The organism is Streptomyces sp. SP17BM10 (assembly GCF_036322405.1).
GTDB lineage: Bacteria > Actinomycetota > Actinomycetes > Streptomycetales > Streptomycetaceae > Kitasatospora.
In genome coordinates this window covers 56077-78514 of sequence record NZ_JAQYXB010000647.1, presented here as the reverse complement: position 1 = coordinate 78514, position 22438 = coordinate 56077, and the positions used below count along the sequence as shown (strand labels likewise).

Sequence of the window (22438 nt, the reverse complement as noted above, 5' to 3'; positions counted from 1 at the left end):
AGCGGCGCCCGACGGCCCGCCCGGCTTGCCACGCTGCACGCCCTCCGACCGGCCCACCCACCGGTGGCGCGGGACGGTGCTCCGGCCGACCCGCGCCACCGGTCCCGCCGCCGGTCCTCAGCTGCTGAGGAGCCGGTCGAAGAAGGCGCGGTACTGCTTCAGCGCCACCCTCAGCTCCTCCGTGTCCGCCTCCCCGTCCCGGTTCCACTGGCTCTCCAGGCCGTGCTTGCGGCCCGCGAAGTACTCGGCCAGACGGCGCATCAGGTCGGCGACCAGCGCGTCCGCGTCGCGGACGGCCTCGCGGGGGTCGTCGACGAAGCGCGTCTGGACCTCCTGCCACCGCGAGCGCAGTTCGTCCGCCTCGCCCGGCGGCAGGAGGGCTTCGCGCTCATGCCGCTCCCCCTCGCCGTCGGACGGCAGCTCACTCTCCGCGGCCCGGCCCGTCGTTCCCCCGCCGCTGTCCGTGCCCGCCGTCTCCCCCTCCGGTACCGCCGTCTCGCCCTCCGGCGTGGCCGCCTCCCCCTCCGGTGCCGCCCTCTCCCCCTCCGGCGTGGCCGCCTCCCCCTCCGGCACGGCCGTGGCCTCGCCGGGGTAGACGGGCCGCTCCCTCGTCTGCGGCTGCTCGTCGGCCCGCACACCCGCCAGGATGTCCTCGGTCGACGACCGCCGCTCGTCGTCGTGGTTCATCGGCGTCATCTCGGTCGCTCCGTTCCGCCTCGGTCCGTTCCGCCCCGGTCCGTTCCGTCCCGCTCCGGGCCGCCGGGGCCGCCGTCGAGGAGCTCGTCGAACAGCGCGTGGTAGTGCACCATCGCGCCCCGCAGCTCCTCGGTGGTGGCCTCGCCGCGCCCGGCCTGGGCGTTGACGGCGTGCGCGGCGCGGTAGTGCTCCAGGGTGCGGCCGTGCTCGACCGACAGGTCGCGCAGCCGCTGTTCGTAGTCGTCCGTCGGGTAGCCGCGGTCCCGCATCAGGGTCGTGACCAGCCGGTCGGCATCCTGGACCGCCGTACCGGGCCGGTCGACGAACTCCTGTTGGACGTGGATCCAGTCCCGGCTGTAGCGCTGCCTCGCCTCGGCCGGCAGCGGTCTGATGTCCAGCTCGCGGTGGCGCTGCTCGCGTTCCCGCAGGTCGCGTTCGGCCGCCAGCCGGCTGTCCGACCGGTCCACGGCCCGTTCGTACTCGGGGCCGAAGCGTTCCCGCAGCCGGCGGCGGCGGTTGACGAACCACAGCGCCGCGGCGACGAGGACCACCACGACGGCGATCGGCACGATGATCGCGACGAGTTCTCCTGTCGACATCGGGCCCTCCTTGCTTCTTCGGTCCCGGGCCGCTGCCCACTATCGAGGGCTCGAAACCCGCCGGGGTGGCGCACAGGTTGCTCCTTCCCCGGAAAAGCGGCGACCGGGCCGGTCAGCCCTCCAGCGCGTCAGCGATGCGGTGCAGCACGCCGCTGCCGGTCGGACGGCGCGGCGCGGTCTCGCGCACGGCCCGCATCCGCTCGCCCAACTCCTGGAGCTCCTTGCGGCCGAGCGCGGCCCGGACCTGCGGGAACCAGGAGCTCTCCTCCTTGTCGATGTGCCGCTCGACCGCGTCGATCAACACTGCCGCCTTCGCGTCGTAGCCCGCGTCGGCGGGGGTCATCCGGGTCAGTTCCTCGCAGAGCACGTCGGCGACGTGGTGCTCCTCCTTGGCGAGGTCCATGTCGTCGGCGAGGCCGGGCACCTCCCGCCGGACCCTGGGGTAGAAGAGCTCGTCCTCCAGGTAGGTGTGGACGGTCAGCTCCTCGACGATCCGTTCGATCTTCTCGCGCCGCGCGTCGTCGCCCCCCTGCCCGTCGCCGTCGACGAGCCCGCGGTACTCGCGGAACAGGTGGCGCACCTTCCGGTGGTCCTCGCGCAGCAGCACGATGGCGTCGTTCGACATCGTTCGCTCCTCTTCGCCGGCTTCCGGGGTCCGCCCGGGCGTCTCCCCGGGCGGTCCACGGCCAAACGGTGTTTCCGCCGTGCGTCCCCGGGCAGCCGCCTGATCATGGACCACTCACGAGCTCCCGTCCTCGACGCCCTCGGCGACTACCACGAGGAGGGTCGGCTGTCGTACGCGCCGCCGGGCCACAAGCAGGGCCGCGGCGCCGATCCGCGGGTCCGGGCCGTCCTCGGCGACGCCCTGTTCCGGGCCGACGTCGCCGTCGCCGGCCTGGACGACCGGCGCTCGACCGGGCGGGTCCTCCAGCGGGCCGAGGAGCTGATGGCCGACGCCGTCCACGCGGACCTCACCTACTTCTCCACGTGCGGCAGTTCGCTCTCCGTCAAGGCCGCCATGCTCGCCGTCGCCGGGCCCGGGGAGCGGCTGCTGATCGGCCGCGACGTGCACAAGTCCGTCGCCTCCGGTCTGATCCTCTCGGGAGTGCACCCCGTGTGGGTCGACCCGGAGTGGGACCCCCAGCTGCACTTCGCCCACCCGCCGTCGGCACGCGCGTTCGCCAAGGCCTTCGCCGAGCACCCCGAGGCGGCCGGTGCGCTGGTCACCAGCCCCACCCCCTACGGCGGCTGCGCCGACCTCACCGGGATCGTCCGGGCCTGCCACGAACGCCGCGTGCCCCTGATCGTCGACGAGGCCTGGGGCGCCCACCTGCCCTTCCACCCGCGGCTCCCGACCTGGGCGATGGACGTGGGCGCGGACCTGGGCGTCACCTCGGTGCACAAGGCGGGCGCCGGCCTGGAGCAGAGCTCGGTGTCCCACCTCCAGGGCGACCTGGTCGATCCCGCGAAGCTCCGGGCGCGGGCCGACCTCCTCGGCACGACCAGTCCGTCCGTCCTCGTTTACGCGGCCCTGGACGGCTGGCGGCGCCACATGGTCGAGCACGGCCGGGAGTTGTACGACCACGCCCTGCGGCTGGCCGCCACCACCCGCCAGCGGATCGGGCTGATCCCCGGTCTGCGGCTCTACGGCCGCTCCCAGTTCTGTGCGATGCACCGGGCCGCGGACTTCGACCCGCTCCAACTGGTGATCGACCTGGCCGCGCTGCGCACCGACGGCTACCAGGCGGCCGACTGGCTCCGGGCGCACCACCGCATGGACCTCCACCTCGCCGACCACCGCCGGATCGGCGCGCAGCTCACCGTCGCCGATGGCCGCGACACGGTCGACGCCCTGGTGGTGGCGCTGCGCGACCTCGTCGACCACGTCGGCGAACTGCGGCCGGCCGCCGCGATCGACGTGCCCGACCCGGCGGACCTGCGCCTCGACCAGGTACTGACCCCGCGCGAGGCGTTCTTCGGCGACAGCGAGGCGGTCCCGGTGGAGCACGCGGCCGGGCGGATCGCGGCCGAGGTCCTCACCCCGTACCCGCCCGGGGTGCCCGTCGCGCTGCCGGGCGAACTGCTGGACCGCGCGGTGGTGGACTACCTGAGCTCCGGTGTGGCCGCGGGAATGGTCGTGCCGGACGCCGCGGACGATTCGCTGGAGACCCTGCGGGTCGTGGCCGCCTGACCCGGCCGGCGCACGTCCCGGGGGCGCGGGGAATACGGCGGCGCGAACGGGGCAGGCGCTCCTGTTCACCGGTCCACCCCGAGCCAGCCGGACGGAGCAGCCATGAACGGCCCCGAAGCGTTCCCGAGCGAACTGTGCGCCGAACACCGGGCCGTGGAGACGGTGCTCCGCAGACTCGACGGCGCCCGCACCGACGACGGGCCCGTTCCGGACGACGACACCCGGTTGCTGCACGCGCTCCGGGAACTGCTCGACCGGCACCTCGCCATCGAGGAGGAACACGTCCACCCGCTGGTCCGCCAGTACCTTCCGGCCGGCGGCGCGCTGGCGGACGCCGCCGTCCACACCCACACGACGATCCGCCTGCTGATCGACCGGGCGCTCGACGAACGCCTGCCCGTCGCCGAGCGCCACCACGCGACCGACACGCTGCTCGTCGTGCTCCGCACCCACCTGAGCGGCGAGGAGAACCGGCTCTTCCCCGCCCTGCGGCTGCGCGCCCCGGCCGAGGAGCTGAGGCGCTGCTCGCGGCGCGTGCGCGAGGCCCCTGCGACGGCCCCTCCCCGGCCCGTGTGGGGGCTTCCGCCCGGCACCGGCTCCATCGCCGCCGTCCGCGACCGCCTCACCGGCCACGGCTCGTCGGAACGCCGGCACTCGCCCTGACCGGAGAAGGGCCGTGGCCCGTTTGCCGCCGGGCCCGGCGGCAACCCGCAGGACTGTGGCCCACCCAGGACAGCCCGTACCCACCGTCCCGCGCCCGATCGCCCGCGGCGACGCCGTCGCCATCGCGGCCCGGCCGCCGGGGCGCACGCGATCCGCGTGTCCGAGGCGCCGTCCCGGGCGGGCGTGCTGACCACCGCCGGGCGGCGGCCGGCCCGGTCCAGCCCGCCGATCTCGTGCTGCGGCACTGACCTCCCACCATCCCTGTCCCCAACCACCGCGCCCACCACCAGGACGGAGAACGCGCGATGAGCATCAATCCCGCAGGCCCCGAGCACCGACCGCCCGCACCCCCGGCATCCGAGAGCCACAACCCCGGCCCGCCGGAGCGCCGGCCCGGGGACGCCAAGGAGGCCGCCCTCGAAGCGGCCCGCGCCCCCGACCCGGACGGCCCGCTCACCACCGACCAGGGCGTGCGCGTCGACGACACCGACAACTCGCTCTCCGCCGGCGGACGCGGCCCCACCCTGCTGGAGGACTTCCACCTGCGCGAGAAACTCACCCACTTCGACCACGAGCGCATCCCCGAGCGGGTGGTGCACGCGCGCGGAGCCGGCGCCTACGGCTTCTTCGAGACGTACGAGTCCCTCGCCGAGTTCACCTGCGCCGACTTCCTCCAGGAGGCCGGTGCCCGCACGCCGGTCTTCGTCCGCTTCTCGACCGTCCAGGGCCCGCGCGGCTCCGCCGACACCGTGCGCGACGTCCGTGGCTTCGCCACCAAGTTCTACACCCGGCACGGCAATTACGACCTGGTCGGCAACAACATGCCGGTGTTCTTCATCCAGGACGCCGCGAAGTTCCCGGACTTCGTCCACGCCGTGAAGCCCGAGCCGCCGAACGAGATCCCCACCGGCGCCTCCGCCCACGACACCTTCTGGGACTTCTGCTCCCTCCAGCCCGAGTCCACCCACATGCTGATGTGGGTGATGTCCGACCGGGCCATCCCGCGCAGCTACCGGATGATGCAGGGCTTCGGCGTGCACACCTTCCGCCTGGTGGACCGGCACGGGCGCGGCACCTTCGTGAAGTTCCACTGGCGGCCGGTGCTCGGCGTGGCCTGCCAGGTCTGGGACGAGGCCCAGCTCACCGCCGGACGCGACCCGGACTTCCACCGCCGCGACCTCTGGGAGGCGATCGCGGCCGGCGACTTCCCCGAGTACGAGCTCGGCGTCCAACTCGTCCCGGAGCAGGACGAGTTCGCCTTCACCTTCGACCTCCTGGACCCGACCAAGCTGATCCCCGAGGAGCTCGTGCCGGTCCGTCCGATCGGCCGGATGGTGCTCGACCGCAATCCGCGGAACTTCTTCGCCGAGACGGAGCAGGTGGCCTTCCACACCGCCAACGTCGTCCCCGGCATCGACTTCACCAACGACCCGCTGCTCCAGGGCCGCAACTTCTCCTACCTGGACACCCAGCTGATCCGCCTCGGCGGCCCCAACTTCACCCAGTTGCCCGTCAACCGCCCGCTCGCCGACGTACGCACCAACCACCGCGACGGGTACGGCCAACAGGTCATCCACGACGGCGCGGGCTACGCCCCGAACTCGGTGGGCGGCGGCTGCCCGGCCACGATGGGTGGCGGCCACCTGCCCGACGGGGTCTTCCAGCACTACCAGGAGCGGATCGACGGCGAGGCCGTCCGTCTGCGCAGCGCCAGCTTCGCCGACCACTACAGCCAGGCCGCGCTGTTCTGGCACAGCATGGCGGACTGGGAGCAGCGGCACATCACCGAGGCCTTCGCCTTCGAGCTGGGCAAGGTGGGCCGTGAGGAGGTGCGCCGGCGCATGGTCGGCAACCTGGTGCACGTGGATCCCGGCCTGGCGGCGGACGTCGCCCGGCGGATCGGCGTACCGGAGCCGGAGGCGACCCCCGAGGACGGTGCGCTCGCCGGGGAGGAGAACGCGGCCGGGCCGACGGTCTCGCCCGCGCTGAGCCTGGAGAACCTGCGCGGCTCCGGCATCCGCACGCGCAAGGTCGCCGTCCTGACCGCCGCGGGAGCGGACGGCGATCAAGTCCGGGCCGCGCACGAGAGGTTGGGCGCCGAGGGCGCGACGGTGGAGACGCTCGCCGCGCACGGCGGGCAGGTGCTCGCCCAGGACGGCGACCACCTGCCCGTGGACCGTCCGCTGCCCACCACCGCCTCGGTCCTGTACGACGCCGTGGTGGTGCCGGACGGCTGCGAGCCCGTGCTGTCCGCCGACCCCGACGCGGTCCGCTTCCTCGCCGAGGCGCTGCGCCACGGCAAGCCGGTCGCGCTGCTGGGCTCGGGAGTCGAACTGGCCCGAGCGGCCGGGTTCGGCGCGCCCGGCGGCCTGCACGGCGTCGCTGTCAGCGGCCCGGACGAGCCGGCCGGCCGGGCGTTCTGGGACGGCTTCGCCCGCCTGGGGGAGCGCCACCGCTTCCCGTCGCGCCGAGCCGGCGGACGGCGCTGAGCCGGCGGACGGGCTCGGCGCTCAGTGCCCTGCGGCAGCGGAGGTCCGAAGCCGCAGGGCCGCGTCGATCCCGCGCAGGAACTGTTCGAGGTCCTCGGGCTTGCGCGAGGTCACGAGGCGCCAGCCGTTCGCGTCGTCCGTGACGAGCGCGGCGTCCGTCCAGCTCGCGCCGGCGTTGGCGAGGTCGGTGCGCAGCGACGGGAAGGAGGTGACCTCCTTGCCGTACGCCACGCCGGCCTCGGCGAGCAGCCACGGGCCGTGGCAGATGGCGGCGACGGGGCGACCGGAGGTGGTGAAGGCGAGGAGGATGTCGACGGCCTCCTGGCGCATCCGGAGGCTGTCGACGTTGAGCGTGCCGCCGGGGATGAGCAGCAGGTCGTATCCGGTGGCGTCCACCTCGCCGAGGGTGTGGGTCGGGCTCACCGTCTCACCGGGCTCCTTGTCGCGGACGAGGGTGCGGATGCCGTCGCGGGTGGGCGCGGCGATGTCGACGTGGACGCCGTCGTCGCGCAGGTGCCGGACGGGGACGAGGAGTTCGTCCTGTTCGACGCCGTAGTTGTTCACGATCGCGAGGACCTTGGTGTGCTGGTTCACGGCTGCCTCCTTCGGGCGGATTCGCGGGCGGGCCGGGCCGTCGTCGTCCGTGCCCCCGGACGCCTGCGGGTACCCGGCTTCCGGACGGCCACACCGGATCGCCGAAGTCCCCTCCGGGTGGCCGCGCGGCGCCGTGAGGACGCGACCGCGCCGAAGCCCCGGGCGCGGTGCCCGGGGCTCCGGTGTGGCGTCAGTCCAGCGGCTCGGCGCGGGCCGGCCGGCCGATCGGGAGTGTGGTGGTCACCGTCCGGACCTCTCCGTCACCGTCGATCTCGGCGCGGACGGCACCCGAGTCGTCGACGTACACCTCGGTGCCGTCGTCGCCCATCGCGCCGGTCGCGGTGAGCACGACCTCGCGGTAGGGGTCGGTGACGACCAGACGGTAGTGCTTGGCCCTCTTCATGGTCGGTCCCTCGCTGTCAGTCGTCGCCCGGATGGCCGTACCGCGCCCGCCACTCGCGGGCCCTGGCGTTGTGCCACTCGACGCCCCGCTCGGCCTGCGCCTCGGAGAGGCCGCTGAGCGCGGCGACCATGCTGAGGGGGACGGGTTCGTCGTCGTACTCCGCGAGCGCCCGGCAGACCTTGCCGGCCCACTGCTCCTCCTGGACGAACGGGCGCCGCCGGTACTGCTCGATCAGCTCGCCGAGGTGGCCGACGCTGCAGGCGGTCAGCACCCGCTTGCCGTCCAGGTCCGGGTCGCTGACGTGCAGCGCGGACGAGTCCGGCACGAGCGCGCTGAGCAGGTCGTCGCGGGGGACGGCCTGGCCGCATAGGTCGCACAGGTCGAGCGTGTCGGGGGTGCCGTCGGACGTGTCGTCCGCCGGGGGGCCGAAGTCCTCCATACGGCGCACCTACCCCCTGGTCCGAGGCCCAATCGCCGTCCGCGGCCCACGCGCGCCGGTGGTCCCTTTCCGGCGACTTCCCCTGTTGTCATCGGATGGACGACATGCTAGAACGGTGTCAGGTGAGGCGCACTGGCACCCATCGATGAGTGGAGGTGTTCCGCGATGCTGATGCGCACCGACCCGTTCCGCGAGCTGGACCGGTTGACCCGGCAGTTCCTGGACACGACGACGGGCACGTGGTCGCGTCCGGCCCCGATGCCGCTCGACGCCTACCGCGTCGGCGACGAGTACGTGGTCTGCTTCGACCTGCCCGGGGTGGACCCGCAGGCGATCGACATCGACGTCGAACGGAACACGCTGACCGTCAAGGCCGAGCGCCGTCCGCGCCACGAGGGCGAGGACGTCACGTGGGAGCTGTCCGAGCGCCCGCTCGGTGTCTTCTCCCGCCAGGTCGTGCTGTCCGACACCCTCGACCCCGACGGGATCAGCGCCGACTACGACTCCGGCGTGCTGACGCTCAGGATCCCGGTCGCCGAGAGGGCCAAGCCCCGCAAGATCGCGATCAGCCACAGCGGCGACCGCAAGCAGATCAAGGCCTGACCGGACCGCCCGGCCGGCCCCGTGAGCGGGGCCGTCCCGCGCCGCCGATCTCTCCCCCTCCGGCCACGGGACGGCTCTGCCCGTACTCCAGCCGACCCACCGCGTTGTGCAAGGCCGAGCCGAAGCGAGGACGCCATGCACACCCTGTACAGGACCGCCGCGGTCGTGACCGCCGGCGGCGACATCGACCTCGACACCGCCCCCGGCCTGCACCGCGACCTCGTCGCGGCGCTCCGGTCACACCAGGAGGTGGTGCTCGACCTGTCGGGGGTGGAGTTCATGGACTGCTCGGGCCTGGGAGCCATCCTCCGGGCCCAGCAGGAAGCCGACCGCCGCGGTGCCCGCCTGGTCCTGCGCACGGCCGGCCGCCAGGTCCGGCGCCTGCTCGACCTCACCGGCGCGAACCGGTGCCTGACCGTCGAACCGTGACCAGGCGCACGAGCGCCGTCGAACGGAAGGGAGACGAGAGGTGACTCTGCGTTGGGAAGCGTTTCTGGACCGGGTCCAGGAACGCGGAGAATACGACACGCCCGAGGAAGCCGAGCGGGCGGTCCGCGTCGTCCTGGCCCTGCTCGGCGCCCACCTCGCGGGACAGGTCCGCGCCGACCTCGCGGCACACCTGCCGGAGACGTTCGCCCTGGTCCTGCTCAACCCGCTCCAGGCCGCCGAACCGCTCACCCCCGAACGGTTCATCCGCGCCACCGCCGCGTGGATCGAGGGTGCCACCGAGGCCACCGCCGTGTGGGACATCGGTGCCGTCCTCAGCACCGTCGCCGACGCCGTCGGCGACGACATCATGCAGCGCATCCTGCTCCAGCTCCCGCCCGGCTACGACGTCCTGTTCGGCCGCCCCCAGCTCGCCCGGCATCGTTGAACCCCCGCCGTGCCCGCGTGCGCCACGGACTGCTGTGCCCGCGTGCGCCACGGACGCCCCCGCCGGCGGCGCGTCCGTGGCGCGACGGTTCTCACCGGTCCACGCCGCCCATCACCGGGTCGATGCTCGCCACCGCGACGATGACGTCCGCGACCTGACCCCCCTCGCACATCGCGGCCATCGCCTCCAGGTTGGTGAAGCTCGGGTCGCGGAAGTGCACCCGGTACGGCCGCGTGCCGCCGTCCGACACGACATGCACGCCCAGCTCGCCCCTGGCGGATTCGACGGCCGTGTAGGCCTGTCCCGGCGGGACGCGGAAGCCCTCCGTCACCAGCTTGAAGTGGTGGATCAGCGCCTCCATGGACTCGCCCATGATCGTGCGGATGTGGTCGAGCGAGTTTCCCAACCCGTCCGGGCCGACCGCCAGTTGGGCGGGCCAGGCGATCTTCTTGTCCGCCACCATGACCGGGCCCGGGCGCAGCCGCTCCAGGCACTGCTCGACGATCCGCAGCGACTGGCGCATCTCCTCCAGGCGGATCAGGAACCGCCCGTAGGAGTCCGCGGTGTCGGTCACCGCGACCTCGAAATCGTAGGTCTCGTAGCCGCAGTAGGGGTCGGTCTTGCGCAGGTCGTGCGGCAGACCGGTGGCCCGCAGGATCGGGCCGGTGGCACCGAGCGCCAGGCAGCCGGCCAGGTCCAGGCGGCCGACGCCGACCAGTCGGGCCTTGAAGGCCGGGTTCTTGGTCGCCAGCTTGTCGTACTCCTGCATCCGCGAGCGCAGCAGCTGCACGCCCTCGCGGATCTGGTCCAGCGCACCCGGTGGCAGGTCCTGCGCCAGGCCGCCCGGCCGGACGTAGCCGTGGTTCATCCGCAGGCCCGTCACCAGCTCGAAGATGTCGAGGACGACCTCGCGGTCCCGGAAGCCGTAGACCATCAGCGTGGTGGAGCCGATCTCCATCCCGCCGGCGGCCAGCGCCACCAGGTGCGAGGAGACCCGGTTGAGCTCCATCATCAGCACCCGGATCACGCTCGCCCGCTCCGGGACCTGGTCGGTGATCCCGAGCAGCTTCTCCACCGCGAGGCAGTAGGCGGTCTCGTTGAACAGCGGGGTCAGGTAGTCCATCCGGGTCACGAAGGTGGTGCCCTGGACCCAGTTGCGGAACTCCATGTTCTTCTCGATGCCGGTGTGCAGGTACCCGATGCCGCAGCGGGCCTCCTTCACCGTCTCGCCGTCGATCTCCAGGATCAGCCGCAGCACTCCGTGGGTGGACGGGTGCTGCGGGCCCATGTTGACGATGATCCGCTCGTCGTCCACGCGGGCGGCGGCGTCCACCACCTCGCCCCAGTCGCCGCCGGTGACGGCGAAGACCCGGCCTTCGGTCGTGTCCCTCGCTCCTGCCGACTCGTGCTCGATCCCGCTCATCAGTCCCATGACCTCCGCCCGGGTCGCCGGTCGAGTCCGAGCGCCCTGGTAGCGGCGCACGATCGGGCACGACAGGCCGCCGTGCCGGCCGGCCGCTCCCCGCGCCGACCGCACGGGCACGACCTGGCCGCAGGCCCACTCAGATCCAGGATCACGCACATCCGCCTCGAACACCCGGGGAGGCGGGCGGCGGGTGGGGCGGGGTCGGGTGGGTGCGGCATCGGGACGGCGAGGCTCAGGTGTCGGCGGTGACGCGCACGGTGTCCAGGGCGGGGTCGGCGCTGTCGGGGACGAGCATGCCCGCCTTGAGCCCGCTGCGCAGGTAGTCGAGGACGTCGCCGGTGAGGCGTTCGCCCGGCAGGGCGGCGGGGATGCCGGGCGGGTAGGGGGTGAGCATCTCTGCGGCGATCCTTCCTGCCGCCTTCTCGATGGGCACCTGCTCGGTGGGGCCGAAGAACGCGTCACGCGGCAGCAGGGCCTGCTCCAACCGCAGGTCCTGCGGTTCGGGGATCTGGACGCGTGGTGCGGGCCGCAGGTCTTCGGCGATCTGGGCGAGTTCGGTCAGTCCGCGCAGAAGCGTCTCGGTGGTGGTGGAGTCGTCGGCGTGGGTGAGCTGGGCGCTGATGCGCCGGTGGTCGCAGATGTGCAGGGTCAGCTGGCGGTGGGAGCGCAGCCAGTCCCCGGCTCGGTAGCCGGTGGTGCCGAGGGCGGAGATGTCGATGATGACCTGGAGGGGGTCGAGGTCGGCGGCAAGGTGAGGGCCGCAGAAGTCGTCGCGGCCGTGGACGTGCAGGCCGTCGATCCGTTCGGCCCGGGCCCGGACGCTGTCGGCGAGGTCGAGGGCGTGGTCGTAGAGGGTGCGGCCGTGCTGCACCATCTGGCGGCGCCAGCCGTCGAGGGCGGCGTAGACCAGGGTGGAGGGGCTGGTGGTGGCAAGCAGGTCTTCGCGCTGCTTGAGCGCAGCCGCATCCACGAGGTCGCCCTGGAGGTGGAAGACCGAGCTCTGCTCCAGGCCGGAGCCCATCTTGTGGACCGAGGTGACGCACACGTCCGCGCCCGCGTCCATCGCCCAGCGCGGCAGACGGGGGTGGAACGGGAGGTGCGCGCCCCAGGCCTCGTCCACGATCAGCGGCGTCCCGCGCTCGTGACAGGCTCCGGCGATCGCTTCGAGGTCGGCGCACGTCCCGTAGGGCGTGGGCGAGGTGACCAGCGCGCCCCGCACGTCCGGGTGCCGATCGAGGGCTGCGCGGAAGGAATCGGCGGAGGGCGGATGCGCCAGGTGCAGCCGCGCATCCCACGCGGGTTCGACCCAGACCGGGCGGATCCCGGCCAGGATCAGTCCGGCGACGACCGCCTTGTGGGCGTCCCGGCCCACCAGCAGCTCCTCGTGGGGGCCGGCGACGGCGAGCATCGCCGCCTTCACCGACAGGGAGCTGCCGCAGGTGGAGAAGAACGTGTGGTCGGCGCCGACGGCTTCGGCCATCAGCTCCTGGGCGTGCTGAAGGATGCCGCGGGAGTCGAGGCGGTCGTCCAGTCCGCCGGTGGCGAGGACGTCCGCGCGGAAGACATCCGGGCCCAGTGCTTCAAGGACGCGGGGGTCGGCGCCGCGGCCCTGTTTGTGGCCGGGCGGGGTGAAGGTGGTCAACGGGTTGGCGTGGAACGCGGCGAGCGCTTCGAGTACCGGTGCCTGCGACTGGTCCATGCCGCTGCGTGTGCCCGTCCCCCCGGACGGAAAACGGGGCCACCGACCGCGCAGGACGCTCGAACGTGACCGCGCCCGTCTGCTGGTCCTCGCCGCCCGGGTTCCGCCGGGCGATCTCCTGGTCGGGCAGCTGGTCGACGATCTCGCTGCCGACCTCACGAGTCACCCCGGCGACCTTGGCCATTCGCACCCGACTGCGGTCCCCCTGATACCCGGAGTGCTGCCATGCACAGAGGGCCGCCGAGCAGACCACCCACATGCGCAGCCCGCCGAGCGCACCCTGGGCTGCCGCGCCAGACTCGGCTCGTCGACCACCCCCGCCCGCCCGGCGGCCAGACGAACCGAGGAGCCCCGCCAGCCGTGATGAGCGACGAGCACACCCCCGCCGACCCCACCGGCCAGCACCCGCAACCGCCGTTCCCCGAGCAGTCCCAGCCCCACCCCGGCACCGGCGAACACATGCACCCGGCCCCCGACCACGGCGAGACCAGCTACCACGGCACCGGCAAACTGACCGGCCGCGTCGCACTGGTCACCGGTGCGGACTCCGGCATCGGCCGCGCCGTCGCGCTCGCCTACGCCCGCGAAGGCGCCGACGTCGCGTTCTGTCACCTGCCCGAGGAGCAGACCGACGCCGAGGAGACCACCCGCCTCGTCACCGAGACCGGCCGCCGGGCCCTCGCCGTGGCGGGTGACCTGCGCGACGAAGGCTTCTGCACCGACCTGGTGGCCCGCTGCACCGACGTGTTCGGCCGCCTCGACATCCTGGTGAACAACGCCGCCTACCAGTGCTCCCAGCCCGACGGCCTCGCCGCGATCAGCAGCGAACAGTTCGACCGGGTCATGAAGACCAACCTGTACGGCATGTTCTGGCTCACCCGCGCCGCCCTCCCCCGCCTCCACCCTGGCGCCGCGATCATCAACACCGCCTCCGTCCAGGCCTACAAACCCAGCCCGCACCTGCTCGACTACGCCATGACCAAGGCCGCGATCGTCGCCTTCACCCAGGGCCTCGCGACGCAGCTCGCCCCCGACGGCATCCGCGTCAACGCCGTCGCCCCCGGTCCGGTCTGGACACCGCTGATCCCAGCCACCATGGACGAGGAGAAGGTCTCCCACTTCGGCGAGCAGTCACCGCTCGGCCGTGCCGCCCAACCCGCCGAGATGGCCCCGGCCTACGTGTTCCTCGCATCCCAGGAGTCCTCCTACATCACTGCCGAGATCCTCAACGCGACCGGCGGCACCCCACTGCCCTGAGTCGTCATCGCGTCGAGGTGGATGCGGGCCCCGGCGTGCCGGTCGAAGGTCGCACCGTGGCCGATCGACTTCCTCGGGAAACCGCGCGGGCCCCGGTCCTGGCGGACCGGGGCCCCTGCGCGGATGGAGCGGCTCAACTGGGAGTGATCCGCCCTCGCCAGCCGCCCTCCTCTCGGCCGCGTTCCTCGATGAACGCCTTGAAGCGTCGCAGGTCGCCCTTCACCCGCCGGTCGACCATGCCCATCATGTCTCCGGCCCTCTCGGCCATGCCCTCGGGGTGGAAGTCGATGGCCATGTTGACGCGGGTGTGCAGGTCGTCGAGGCGCTGGAAGGTGACGACGCCCTTCTGCTCGACCTCGCCGTCCGTCGTCCGCCAGGCGATGCGCTCGTCGGGCAGCTGGTCGACGATCTCGGTGTCGAACTCCCGGGTGACGCCGCCGATGCTCGTGCGCCAGTGGTTGTGGCGCTCGTCCAGCTGGGTCACCGAGTCCACGCCCTCCATGAAGCGGGGGAACTCCTCGAACAGCGTCCACTGGTTGTAGGCCGTGTGCAGCGGCACCTCGACGTCGACCGACTCCTTGACCATGCTCATCCGGGGCCTCCTCACGGATCGCGGCCGGGTGTTTCCCGGTCGGCCCCGCGTCTGCCCGCTGCTCGGCGACATAACCATCCCAGCGGCCCCGGCCGGGTGGCCGATCGGGGCCCCAGGGGTTTGCATGGAGCGACCGCGCCCAGCGATCCGGAGGTTGTGCCGTGTACGAGATGTGGGCCGAGTTCGACCCGGCGGTGTCCCCGCCCGCCGTGGTCTGGCACGTGGTGGCCAAGGACGACGCGAGTGCCTCGCTGTGCGGGCGGTTCCTCGAACCGTCCCAGCGCGTGGTCCCGTCGACGGACGAAACCGGTCCGGCGACACCGGACCGGTACTGCGATCCCTGCCTGGGGACCGTCCGCGAGGCGATGGCGGCCGCCGGGCACTGACCTCCGTCAGGTCGGTGGCCGTTCAGGTCAGCACGAAGATCATGGCGACGAGCATGACCGACACGGCCAGGGCGAGCACCACGATCACGACCGCGGGCCAGATGCCCCAGGCCGTGCGGAGTTCCTCGGGTTCGGGGTGGGAGATGCCGGAGATGCCGCCCTCCGCCGGCGGCGTGTCCCCGCCGGGCAGGGTGCCGCGTTCGTCGAGCGCCGGGGTGCGTTCGGGGTCGGGGTCGGGTGTGGTCATGATGCGTCCCGGGGTGGAGTGGGCTCCGATGCCGGGCGGCTGCCCCGGGCCGGGGGCCGGAAACGTCACCGGCCCGGCGAACCCGTGCTCCTCGCGCCCGCCTCGCTCCGGGCCCGTTCGAGGGCCCGCTGCGGGCGCTCGCGGCCAGGACGTCGACCGCTCTTCGGGGCCGGGCTCAGCCCGTGCCCCGTCGTCGGGGTCAGCCGTCATCGGTCCCTTCGATGAACCGCCGCCGCTCCACGACCTCGTGCGCCGCCTCGTCGATCTCGCGGTCGTGGGCGAACGCGTGGGCGCGCAGCCGGTCCAGGGCCTCGTCGGCGGACACCCCCAGCCGCGCCATGATCATGCCGACCGCCTGGTCCACCTCCAAGCCGTTGAGCAGCGGGTCGTCCAGCCACGGCTGGACCTGCGCCCCGCCGGACGGCGCCATGAAGGAGCCGACGATCGCGAGGGTCACGCTGGTGGCGGCGACCCGGATGTCGGCGATCTCCCCGGCACCGGGCAGGCCCGGCTCGGAACGGTACAGGCTCAGCACGCCGATGCCGGAGGAACCCAGGTGGAGCGGTGTGGCGTAGACGCTGCGCAGTCCCCGGTGGTCGAGCGCGGGAGAGGCGAGGTCGGCCGCCAGCACCGGCCAGCGCACCTCGTGCGGCGCGAGCAGGTCGGCGACCGCCACCGGCCGCCGCCCGCGGAAGGCGTCCACGCCCGGGCCCTCGCCGAGGCTGAACTGCCGTTCCTCCAGCCGCCGGGCGCGTCCGTCGCTGGCCCAGACACCGGCGCGGTGACCGGTGTCGGCCATGAGCGTGATGGAGGCGGCCTCGACCGCCAGGGCCTCGACGCAGGCCCCGCAGAGCCGCTCGGGCAGGGCGGGCCGTCCCGGGCCGTTGACGGCCTCGGCCATGATCTGCGCGATGCGCGTCAGATCGGCCATCTCCGCGCCTCGTGTCTCCTCCGCCCCGCCGTTCAGGGGGCCGACTGTCGTCGGTGGTCACGGCGGTCCGCACCGCGGCGTGATCACCGCAGTAGGTGGCCGGGCCGCCGTCACGGCCCGTCCGGCGCTGCGCGCGTACCCGGATCGGCGCCCGGCACACGTCCGGCCCGGGGTTTGAGCGCCCGGAACCCGGCAAGCCGCCGGGCATGGACGCACACCTGTATGCCTCTGCCCTGCCCGTCGACCGGTGGTCCCGTCGGCTGCGGCGCGCGCTCGACGCTCCGGCGCACTGGGAGGTCCTGGACCGCCCGGCGGGGAAGGTCGCCGACGCCGTGGAAGCCCTCCCCCTCGGCCCCTACCGCGACGCCCTGCACGGCGCGTGGCTCGGCCATCCTCTGCACCCGGTGCTGGTCCAGGTGCCGATCGGCTGCTGGACGTCGGCCGGTCTGCTGGACTTCCTCCCGGGCGCGCACCGTTCGGCCGACGCCATGGTGGCCGTCGGGCTGCTGGGCGCCGCCCCCGCCGCGCTGTCCGGGTGGGTGGACTGGGCGCGGCTCGACCCGCCGCGCCGGCGCACCGGCCTGGTCCACGCGCTCGCCAACACCGCCGGAGTGCTGCTGTACGGCGGATCGCTGCTGGCCCGCTGCCGAGGTCGCCGCGCCCGCGCCCGACTGCTCGGCCTGGCCGGGCTCACCGCCGTCTCGGTCGGTGGCACGCTCGGCGGGCACCTGGCCTACGCGCAGGCCGCCGGCCCCAACCGAGCCGCAGCCGTGCCCCGGCTGGCGCCCGCGGACTGGGTCGACCTCGGGCCGGTCGACGACTTCCCACCGGGCGAGCCCGTCCGCCGGACGGCCGGTGACCTGCCCGTGGTCGTGGTCCACGAGGGCGAGCGCTACCACGTGCTCGCGGAGCGCTGCTCGCACCTGTCCGGCCCGCTCGCCGAGGGCACGGTGACCGACGGCTGCCTGCGCTGCCCGTGGCACGGCAGCGAGTTCCGGCTCCGTGACGGCGAGGTCGCGAGCGGCCCGGCCACCTCGCCCCAGCCGGTCCTGGAGACCCGGGTGCTCTCCGGGCACCTGGAGGTACGGCTGCCCGGCGCCGGCTGACCTGCCCTCACCGTTTCGCCCGCGCGGCCGCGGGCAGCCGCCCGGCGCACGAGCCGCAGAACGAGCCGCTGGAGGAGCCATGCCCGCCGTCGTCCACGATCTCCTGGCCGAACGCACCTCGCCGAGGCCCGAGCCCGCTCGTCCTGCCGCACCCGCTTGTCCGCCCCGGGCCCCGACGGCCGCACTTCACGATCGGCGTCCACCCGAGGAACCGAGCCGACCCGGACCGCCGCGCCGCCGGACGCCGATGGCTCGCGACGTACACCACCGGAGCGTCCACCGGGCGCTGCCGGCCCGGCGCTGAAAGGCGGCCCCCCGACATGCTGCTGATCAGACCGCCCGGCGTCTACCGGCCCCAGGGCGACACCGAGTTGCTGCTCTCCTGCCTGCACCACGAGCGCCTCGACGGCGCCAGCCGGGTGCTCGACCTGTGCACCGGGACGGGCGCCGTCGCCCTCGCGGCCGCGCACGAGGGCGCCCGCGTGACGGCGGTGGACCTGTCCCCCAAGGCCGTCGCCGCGACCTGGCTCAACGCCCGGCTCCGCGGACTCGCGATCCGGCTGCGCAGGGGCGACCTGCTCGCCCCGGTGCCGGGCGGGGACTACGACCTGATCACCGCCAATCCGCCCTACGTCCCGGCCCCGGCCGCCCGCCGCGGGCACGGGCGCGGGCTCGCGTGGGACGCGGGGCCGGACGGCCGCCTCGTGCTGGACCGGATCTGCCGGGAGGCGCCCCGACGGCTGGCGCGCGGCGGCGTGCTGCTGGTCGTTCAGTCCTCCCTCGCGGACGTCCCGGCGACGCTGGCGGCCCTCGTCGCGGCCGGGCTTCGGACGGCCGTCGTGGCTCGCCGGCGGCAGGCCTTCGGGCCGGTCATGACGGCGCGCGCCGCGCTCTTCGAGGGGCTCGGGCTGATCGCCCCGGGCGAGCGGCAGGAGGAACTGGTGGTGGTGCGCGGTGTCCGGGAACGCTGACCGGCCGACGACCCGGGTGATCGTCGTGCCCGGCGGACCGCTCCTGGTCGAGGGACCGGTGGAGGTTGTCCTGCCGGACGGTGAGGTCCGGCTCTCCGAACGGCCGGTGGTGGCGCTGTGCGCGTGCCGCCGGAGCCGGTGCTACCCGTTCTGCGACACCAGCCACCGGCGGCGTGGGCGGAGCCGCTCAAGCGGCGGGGGTACGGACGGCGGGCTCGGGCAGGGGTGAGCGCAGGGACGTGCGGCCGGCCCGCCAGCGGCCGAGCAGGTGGTCCGCGAACCGGCCGTCGACGAGCTCCGAGGCCGCCAGGCCGAAGGCGATATCCGGAGCCAGACCGGGCTCGTCCGCGATGAGCCGCTCCACGACGCCGTGGCGGACCAACTGCTCGTGGACGGCGTCGGCCTCGACGTGCTCGCGGTAGAACAGCGTCCCGTCCGGCCCACCGCCGAGCCGCTCCAGCGCGGCGGCCAGCCGGGCGGCGCCGGGCGGGGAGGTGATCTCCAGGGCGGCGAACTGCCCGACGGCCGCGCCGCGCAGCGCCCGGTGCAGGCCGAAGAGCGTCATCAGGTTGACCAGTGCGAGGGCGGGCGCCGGGACGAGGTCCAGGTAGTGCGCGTAACCCGGGTCGAGGCCGAAGGCGGTCATCATCCGGGCGTACAGCCCCGCGTGGGCGCGTTCGGGACGCCCGGCGCCGTACTCGTCGTAGAGGATCGCCATCAGGACCGCCTGCGCCGGTCCGTGGATCCTCGGCAGCATCCACACCTGCGGGTCGGCCTCCTTGAGGTGGTAGACCGAGCGGTGCACGAGGTACTCGCGGACGTGCCGGAGCTCGCCCTCGTCGCGTAGGAAGTGCGAGGGTCCGGTGTCGTCCGGGGACTCCGTCAGCAGCCGGTCCAGGGCGTCCGGCACCGGCGGGACGGGCTCCGCCTCCGCGCGTACCGCGGCGAGGAACGAGCGCTCCAACGCCCGCCGCAGGAGCAGCAGTTCGGGCTCCCACTCCCAGCCGGGGTGCACACCGGCGAGGCCCCGGTCGTGGAGTTCGTAGCAGAGGTACAGCGCCAGCTGGTGGTCCTCGCCCCACGGGTCCGTGAACGGGCCCGGCGGGGCGAGCAGCCGACCCGCGCCCGGCGGTCCGGCGGTCACCAGGCCCAGCACCGCCGCGGACAGCGGGCCGCGCGGGCCGAACGGGGCGGTCATCGTCCGCCCCCGCCGTCCGCGGCGCACGCGCGGAGCACCGCGCAGGCACTCGCGAGCATCAGGCCCCAGCAGCCGGCGAACGCCCAGACGACGAACGCCGGCGCGGTCCGCAGTCCGGCCACCAGCAGGCCCAGCGACAGCAGGACCAACGCCAGGACCGTCCGGGGCCGCACCCCCTGCATGACCTCCCAGGCCCGGCTGCGCAGCCCGAAGGCCAGCCCGCTCGCCAGGGCGTCGAGCCCGCGCTCCTGCCGCGGCTCGCACCCCATCGCGGCCGATGCGTCCCGTTCCCGCCCGTCCATCGTGTCCTGCCTCCTCGCGCGCCCGTCCCCCGGTCCGCCGGTGCGGCTTCCCCGTCCGGGCGCGGACTAACGCGCGGGTTGGAGCCGGACGGCGAGGAGGCAGCCGCCGTCCGCGGGGCCGGGGTCGCCGAGGCGGTCGGCGATGTGCTCGAGGAAGTCGGCGAGGGCGGCCGCCGCGAACCCCTCGGCCGCGAGCTCCTCGGCGGCGCTCTCCTCGGCGGCGCGCAAGAGGCGGTCGGGGTGGTCGGGGCCGGCCTCGCGCCGGTCGAGCAGGCCGTCGGTCCAGAACAGCACGGTGTCGCCGGAGCACAGCGGCTGGACGGTGTCGCGGTAGCGGGCGTCGGCGATGGCTCCGAGGGCGGTCCCGGTGGGGCCGTTGGCGAGGTCCGCGGTGGCCCCGCGCACGACGGCCGGGGGCGCCTGACCGGCCGCGCTCCAGGTGAGCGTGCGGGCGGCCGGGTCGAGCAGGCCGCACAGCACGCCGACGAGTCGGCGGCTGCCGTGCCGGCAGAGCACGGTGTTGAGTCGGCCCAGCGCACCGGCCGGATCCAGGCCCCCGCCGCAGAGCCCGCGCAGGGCGTGCCGCAGCTCGGACGCTCCCACGGCGGCCGTCGGACCGTGCCCGCCGACGTCGCCGACCGCGAGCAGGACCGGGCCGCCGGGCAGCGCCGTCAGGTCGTACCAGCCGCCGCCCACCCGGTGGTGGTCCCCGGCCGGCAGGAAGCGGGCGGCGTGGTCGAGGCCGGCGATCGGCGGGGCCGGCTCCTCCGGGGCGGCCATCATCCGCAGGGCCCGGGTGGTGCGGTGTTCGGCGGCGGTCCGGCGCTGCTGCTCGGCGAGTTTGCTCCGGACACCGGCCAGGGCCTGCTCGGCGCGGTGCCGTTCGGTCACGTCCTGGAGGACGCCCCGCACATCGCGCGCCCGGCCGGTGTCCGGATCGCCGACGGGCTCCGCACTGATCCGCACCGTCCGCGCGCCCGCGTCGCCCGGCCCGACGCCGACGTCCACGGCGGCCGGGCGGCGCCCGCCCAGCAGCAGGCGGGCGAAGGCCCGCACGGCGGCGCGGTCCGGCGGGCGCACGCCCGCCAGTGCGTCGGCGGCCCGGACCGGGCCCGGCCGCCCGGGGTCGAGACCGAGCAACCGCCGGGCCTCCGCCGACAGCTCCAGACCCGGTCCGCCGCGCGACCACGCGAAGCTGCCGACGCCGGCCAGCCGTTCGGTGGCGCCGGCCCGCGCCGCAGCCTCGGCGGCGCCGTCACCGGGGCGCCAGGTGAGGAGCAGGCCGTCCAGGAAGGGCACCGCCCGTACGGCGAGGACCGTCCCCGGCCCTCCACCCGTGAAGTCGCCGGCCCGCCCGTCGTAGCGGACGCCGGTCCCGGCGGCGTCGAGGATCCGGGCGAAGACCCCGGTCGCGACGAGCCCGGGGAGGATCTCGGTCAGCCGCCGCCCGACCATGGGGGCGGGTCCGGCCGCCGCGTTCGCGTACCGGACGCGCAGATCGGTGACCGCCCTCGCGCCGCCGCCCTCGCGGACCACGGACAGCACCAGGACGGGTTCGAACATCGCGTCCAGCACGCCGCGGAACCAGTACTCGCCGCCCGGCACCACCAGCCCCGGTTCCCCGCCGCCGGCCGCGGCCACCCGCAGCAGGTGCCCCGCCACCAAGCCGGCCAGCGCGTCGAGGTACCGGGTCGCAGCGCGGGCCCGCTCGGGCGGGCCGTCCCAGCCGAGGCTCATCGCCCCGACGATCCGGTCCCCGCTGCGCAGCGGCACCGCGCAGGCCGTCCGGCCGGGGACGATCCGGCCGGTCTCGGGCGACCGGCCGCCGCTGTCGTCCGCGTCGAACTCCCACACCATGCCACCGCCGTGCGCGGCCGTGACCAGCGGCACCCCGGTCTCCGGCGGGATGCGCCGCCACCGGCTGACCCGGCCCGGCTCCACCCCGTGGCTGCCGACCAGCACGAGGGCGCCGTCGGGCTCCAGCAGACCGAGGACGACGGCGATGACGCCGAGCGGCGCCGTGGCCACCTCGTGCACCAGCCGGGCCAGTTCCTCCGGTGTCTCGGCGCCGGCCAGCGCGGAGACGGCCAGGTGGTAGCGGGCGGCCAGGCCGGGCACCGGGGCGAGCCGGGTGGCGCCCGGCGGAGCGGGGACGGGCGGCGCGGAGGCGGGGGCCAGGAGCTCGGGCGGCTGTCGCGCGGGCCGGACGAACGCGTCGACGGCCTCCTGGAGCGACTCGTCGCCGGAGGGGTCCGTGACCGGCGCCGCGAGGCCGACCAGCCCGGCGGCGATGTCCGCGACCCTGCGGTTGGTGTCCTGCGACAGCCGGACCAGGTGGCCGAAGGCCTCGTCCGGCGTGCAGCCCAGCCGCTCGGTGAGCATGCCCTTCGCCTGCTCGATCACGCCCCGGGTGCGCATCGCCCGGCGCAGCCCCTCCGCCTCGGCGCGCAGCCGGTCCACCGCCGCCAGCAGCACGGTCGTGTCGTCGGCCCGGTCGCCCGCGGGGGGCCGGTGCTCAGCCACAAGCCGCCGCCACGTCCGGGAAGAGCGGTGGCACCGCCGCCACCCCGCTCGGCTCCACGACGAAGCCGACGGCGGTCGGGGCCACGACGAGCCGGGGCGTGCCGTCGTCGCTCAGCACGTCGAGGAGCCTCCGCGGCCCGCGAGCCGCGAAGTCGTCGAGGTCGCCGCCGGACAGCGGGACGACCGTCCAGCCGTTGAGCTCGGAGAAGCCCTTCATCCGGATCACCTTCGCCACCTGGGTCCTCTTCC

General features: G+C 74.4%; 26 protein-coding genes. 11 read left to right on the top strand and 15 right to left on the bottom strand.

What is annotated here, in order from left to right; all coding sequences use genetic code 11:
- Positions 1-117 precede the first annotated feature (117 nt).
- The 3 genes from PUR71_RS29940 to PUR71_RS29930 all read right to left on the bottom strand — a co-directional run bounded on the left by PUR71_RS29940 (position 118) and on the right by PUR71_RS29930 (position 1920).
- A complete protein-coding gene (locus PUR71_RS29940) occupies positions 118-696 on the bottom strand; it encodes a hypothetical protein (protein WP_329930299.1) in 579 nt (192 codons plus the stop codon).
- On the bottom strand, positions 693-1295 hold the full coding sequence (locus PUR71_RS29935; RefSeq protein WP_329930298.1) for a hypothetical protein: 603 nt from the start codon (positions 1293-1295) through the stop codon (positions 693-695). Before PUR71_RS29935 ends, PUR71_RS29940 begins: the two co-directional genes overlap by 4 nt.
- Positions 1296-1407: 112 nt before the next feature.
- Positions 1408-1920: a hemerythrin domain-containing protein gene (locus PUR71_RS29930; protein WP_329930297.1), complete on the bottom strand. Its 513-nt coding sequence runs from the start codon at positions 1918-1920 to the stop codon at positions 1408-1410.
- Between the two features lie 105 nt (positions 1921-2025).
- Between PUR71_RS29930 and PUR71_RS29925 the strand changes: the two genes are divergently transcribed.
- The 3 genes from PUR71_RS29925 (at position 2026) to PUR71_RS29915 (ending at position 6638) form a co-directional block, all read left to right on the top strand.
- On the top strand, positions 2026-3486 hold the full coding sequence (locus PUR71_RS29925) for an aminotransferase class I/II-fold pyridoxal phosphate-dependent enzyme (RefSeq protein WP_329930296.1): 1461 nt from the start codon (positions 2026-2028) through the stop codon (positions 3484-3486).
- A gap of 102 nt (positions 3487-3588) precedes the next feature.
- Positions 3589-4149, top strand: coding sequence for a hemerythrin domain-containing protein (locus tag PUR71_RS29920; RefSeq protein WP_329930295.1), 561 nt, complete (start codon positions 3589-3591; stop codon positions 4147-4149).
- A 305-nt stretch (positions 4150-4454) separates the two neighbouring features.
- Entirely contained in the window at positions 4455-6638 is a 2184-nt protein-coding gene (locus tag PUR71_RS29915; RefSeq protein ID WP_329930294.1) for a catalase, read from the top strand.
- Between the two features lie 21 nt (positions 6639-6659).
- Here PUR71_RS29915 and PUR71_RS29910 read toward each other — a convergent pair whose 3' ends face one another.
- The 3 genes from PUR71_RS29910 to PUR71_RS29900 form a co-directional block, all read right to left on the bottom strand.
- Positions 6660-7232, bottom strand: coding sequence for a DJ-1/PfpI/YhbO family deglycase/protease (locus tag PUR71_RS29910; RefSeq protein WP_329930293.1), 573 nt, complete (start codon positions 7230-7232; stop codon positions 6660-6662).
- A gap of 190 nt (positions 7233-7422) precedes the next feature.
- Positions 7423-7635: a DUF6296 family protein gene (locus PUR71_RS29905; RefSeq protein ID WP_329930292.1), complete on the bottom strand. Its 213-nt coding sequence runs from the start codon at positions 7633-7635 to the stop codon at positions 7423-7425.
- 16 nt (positions 7636-7651) lie between these two features.
- Positions 7652-8074: a hypothetical protein gene (locus tag PUR71_RS29900; RefSeq protein ID WP_329930291.1), complete on the bottom strand. Its 423-nt coding sequence runs from the start codon at positions 8072-8074 to the stop codon at positions 7652-7654.
- Positions 8075-8239: 165 nt separating this feature from the next.
- Here PUR71_RS29900 and PUR71_RS29895 point away from each other — a divergent pair, with 165 nt between their 5' ends.
- From PUR71_RS29895 to PUR71_RS29885, 3 genes are all read left to right on the top strand, one after another.
- Positions 8240-8677 carry an Hsp20/alpha crystallin family protein gene (locus tag PUR71_RS29895; RefSeq protein ID WP_329930290.1) on the top strand — a complete coding sequence of 146 codons (438 nt, stop codon included), beginning with the start codon at positions 8240-8242 and terminating at the stop codon, positions 8675-8677.
- A 135-nt stretch (positions 8678-8812) separates the two neighbouring features.
- Positions 8813-9106 (top strand): STAS domain-containing protein, encoded by a 294-nt coding sequence (locus PUR71_RS29890; RefSeq protein ID WP_329930289.1) that lies wholly within the window; start codon positions 8813-8815, stop codon positions 9104-9106.
- Between the two features lie 40 nt (positions 9107-9146).
- A complete protein-coding gene (locus tag PUR71_RS29885; RefSeq protein WP_329930288.1) occupies positions 9147-9551 on the top strand; it encodes a DUF2267 domain-containing protein in 405 nt (134 codons plus the stop codon).
- Positions 9552-9642: 91 nt separating this feature from the next.
- Here the strand turns inward: PUR71_RS29885 and PUR71_RS29880 are convergent, their stop codons facing one another.
- Both PUR71_RS29880 and PUR71_RS29875 read right to left on the bottom strand, forming a co-directional pair.
- On the bottom strand, positions 9643-10974 hold the full coding sequence (locus tag PUR71_RS29880; RefSeq protein ID WP_329930287.1) for an NADH-quinone oxidoreductase subunit D: 1332 nt from the start codon (positions 10972-10974) through the stop codon (positions 9643-9645).
- Positions 10975-11209: 235 nt separating this feature from the next.
- Positions 11210-12676 (bottom strand): aminotransferase class I/II-fold pyridoxal phosphate-dependent enzyme, encoded by a 1467-nt coding sequence (locus PUR71_RS29875; RefSeq protein WP_329930286.1) that lies wholly within the window; start codon positions 12674-12676, stop codon positions 11210-11212.
- A 363-nt stretch (positions 12677-13039) separates the two neighbouring features.
- Here PUR71_RS29875 and PUR71_RS29870 point away from each other — a divergent pair, with 363 nt between their 5' ends.
- A complete protein-coding gene (locus PUR71_RS29870; RefSeq protein ID WP_329930285.1) occupies positions 13040-13933 on the top strand; it encodes an SDR family oxidoreductase in 894 nt (297 codons plus the stop codon).
- 133 nt (positions 13934-14066) lie between these two features.
- On the opposite strand, the gene PUR71_RS29865 is transcribed toward PUR71_RS29870, so the two are convergent.
- Complete coding sequence (locus tag PUR71_RS29865) at positions 14067-14525, bottom strand: SRPBCC family protein (protein WP_329930284.1); 459 nt, start codon at positions 14523-14525, stop codon at positions 14067-14069.
- A gap of 161 nt (positions 14526-14686) precedes the next feature.
- Here PUR71_RS29865 and PUR71_RS29860 point away from each other — a divergent pair, with 161 nt between their 5' ends.
- Positions 14687-14911, top strand: coding sequence for a hypothetical protein (locus PUR71_RS29860; RefSeq protein ID WP_329930283.1), 225 nt, complete (start codon positions 14687-14689; stop codon positions 14909-14911).
- A gap of 22 nt (positions 14912-14933) precedes the next feature.
- On the opposite strand, the gene PUR71_RS29855 is transcribed toward PUR71_RS29860, so the two are convergent.
- Both PUR71_RS29855 and PUR71_RS29850 read right to left on the bottom strand, forming a co-directional pair.
- The gene (locus tag PUR71_RS29855; RefSeq protein WP_329930282.1) at positions 14934-15158 is read right to left on the bottom strand and encodes a DUF6480 family protein; all 225 of its coding nucleotides are present in this window, start codon (positions 15156-15158) and stop codon (positions 14934-14936) included.
- A gap of 199 nt (positions 15159-15357) precedes the next feature.
- Entirely contained in the window at positions 15358-16089 is a 732-nt protein-coding gene (locus PUR71_RS29850; RefSeq protein WP_329930281.1) for a GAF and ANTAR domain-containing protein, read from the bottom strand.
- Positions 16090-16295: 206 nt separating this feature from the next.
- Here PUR71_RS29850 and PUR71_RS29845 point away from each other — a divergent pair, with 206 nt between their 5' ends.
- The 3 genes from PUR71_RS29845 to PUR71_RS29835 all read left to right on the top strand — a co-directional run bounded on the left by PUR71_RS29845 (position 16296) and on the right by PUR71_RS29835 (position 18395).
- Positions 16296-17195 carry a Rieske (2Fe-2S) protein gene (locus tag PUR71_RS29845; RefSeq protein ID WP_329930280.1) on the top strand — a complete coding sequence of 300 codons (900 nt, stop codon included), beginning with the start codon at positions 16296-16298 and terminating at the stop codon, positions 17193-17195.
- A 320-nt stretch (positions 17196-17515) separates the two neighbouring features.
- Positions 17516-18166, top strand: a complete 651-nt coding sequence (locus PUR71_RS29840) for a HemK2/MTQ2 family protein methyltransferase (RefSeq protein ID WP_329930279.1) — start codon at positions 17516-17518, stop codon at positions 18164-18166.
- Entirely contained in the window at positions 18150-18395 is a 246-nt protein-coding gene (locus PUR71_RS29835) for a CDGSH iron-sulfur domain-containing protein (RefSeq protein WP_329930278.1), read from the top strand. Before PUR71_RS29840 ends, PUR71_RS29835 begins: the two co-directional genes overlap by 17 nt.
- Here the strand turns inward: PUR71_RS29835 and PUR71_RS29830 are convergent.
- From PUR71_RS29830 to PUR71_RS29815, 4 genes are all read right to left on the bottom strand, one after another.
- The gene (locus PUR71_RS29830) at positions 18354-19364 is read right to left on the bottom strand and encodes an iron-containing redox enzyme family protein (protein ID WP_329930277.1); all 1011 of its coding nucleotides are present in this window, start codon (positions 19362-19364) and stop codon (positions 18354-18356) included. The two genes, PUR71_RS29835 and PUR71_RS29830, sit on opposite strands and share 42 nt — an antisense overlap.
- Complete coding sequence (locus PUR71_RS29825; RefSeq protein ID WP_329930276.1) at positions 19361-19666, bottom strand: hypothetical protein; 306 nt, start codon at positions 19664-19666, stop codon at positions 19361-19363. The genes PUR71_RS29830 and PUR71_RS29825 overlap by 4 nt, the downstream gene beginning before the upstream one ends.
- 66 nt (positions 19667-19732) lie before the next feature.
- Positions 19733-22189 (bottom strand): SpoIIE family protein phosphatase, encoded by a 2457-nt coding sequence (locus PUR71_RS29820; protein WP_329930275.1) that lies wholly within the window; start codon positions 22187-22189, stop codon positions 19733-19735.
- Positions 22182-22424: a hypothetical protein gene (locus PUR71_RS29815; protein WP_329930274.1), complete on the bottom strand. Its 243-nt coding sequence runs from the start codon at positions 22422-22424 to the stop codon at positions 22182-22184. The genes PUR71_RS29820 and PUR71_RS29815 overlap by 8 nt, the downstream gene beginning before the upstream one ends.
- Positions 22425-22438: the final 14 nt, after the last annotated feature.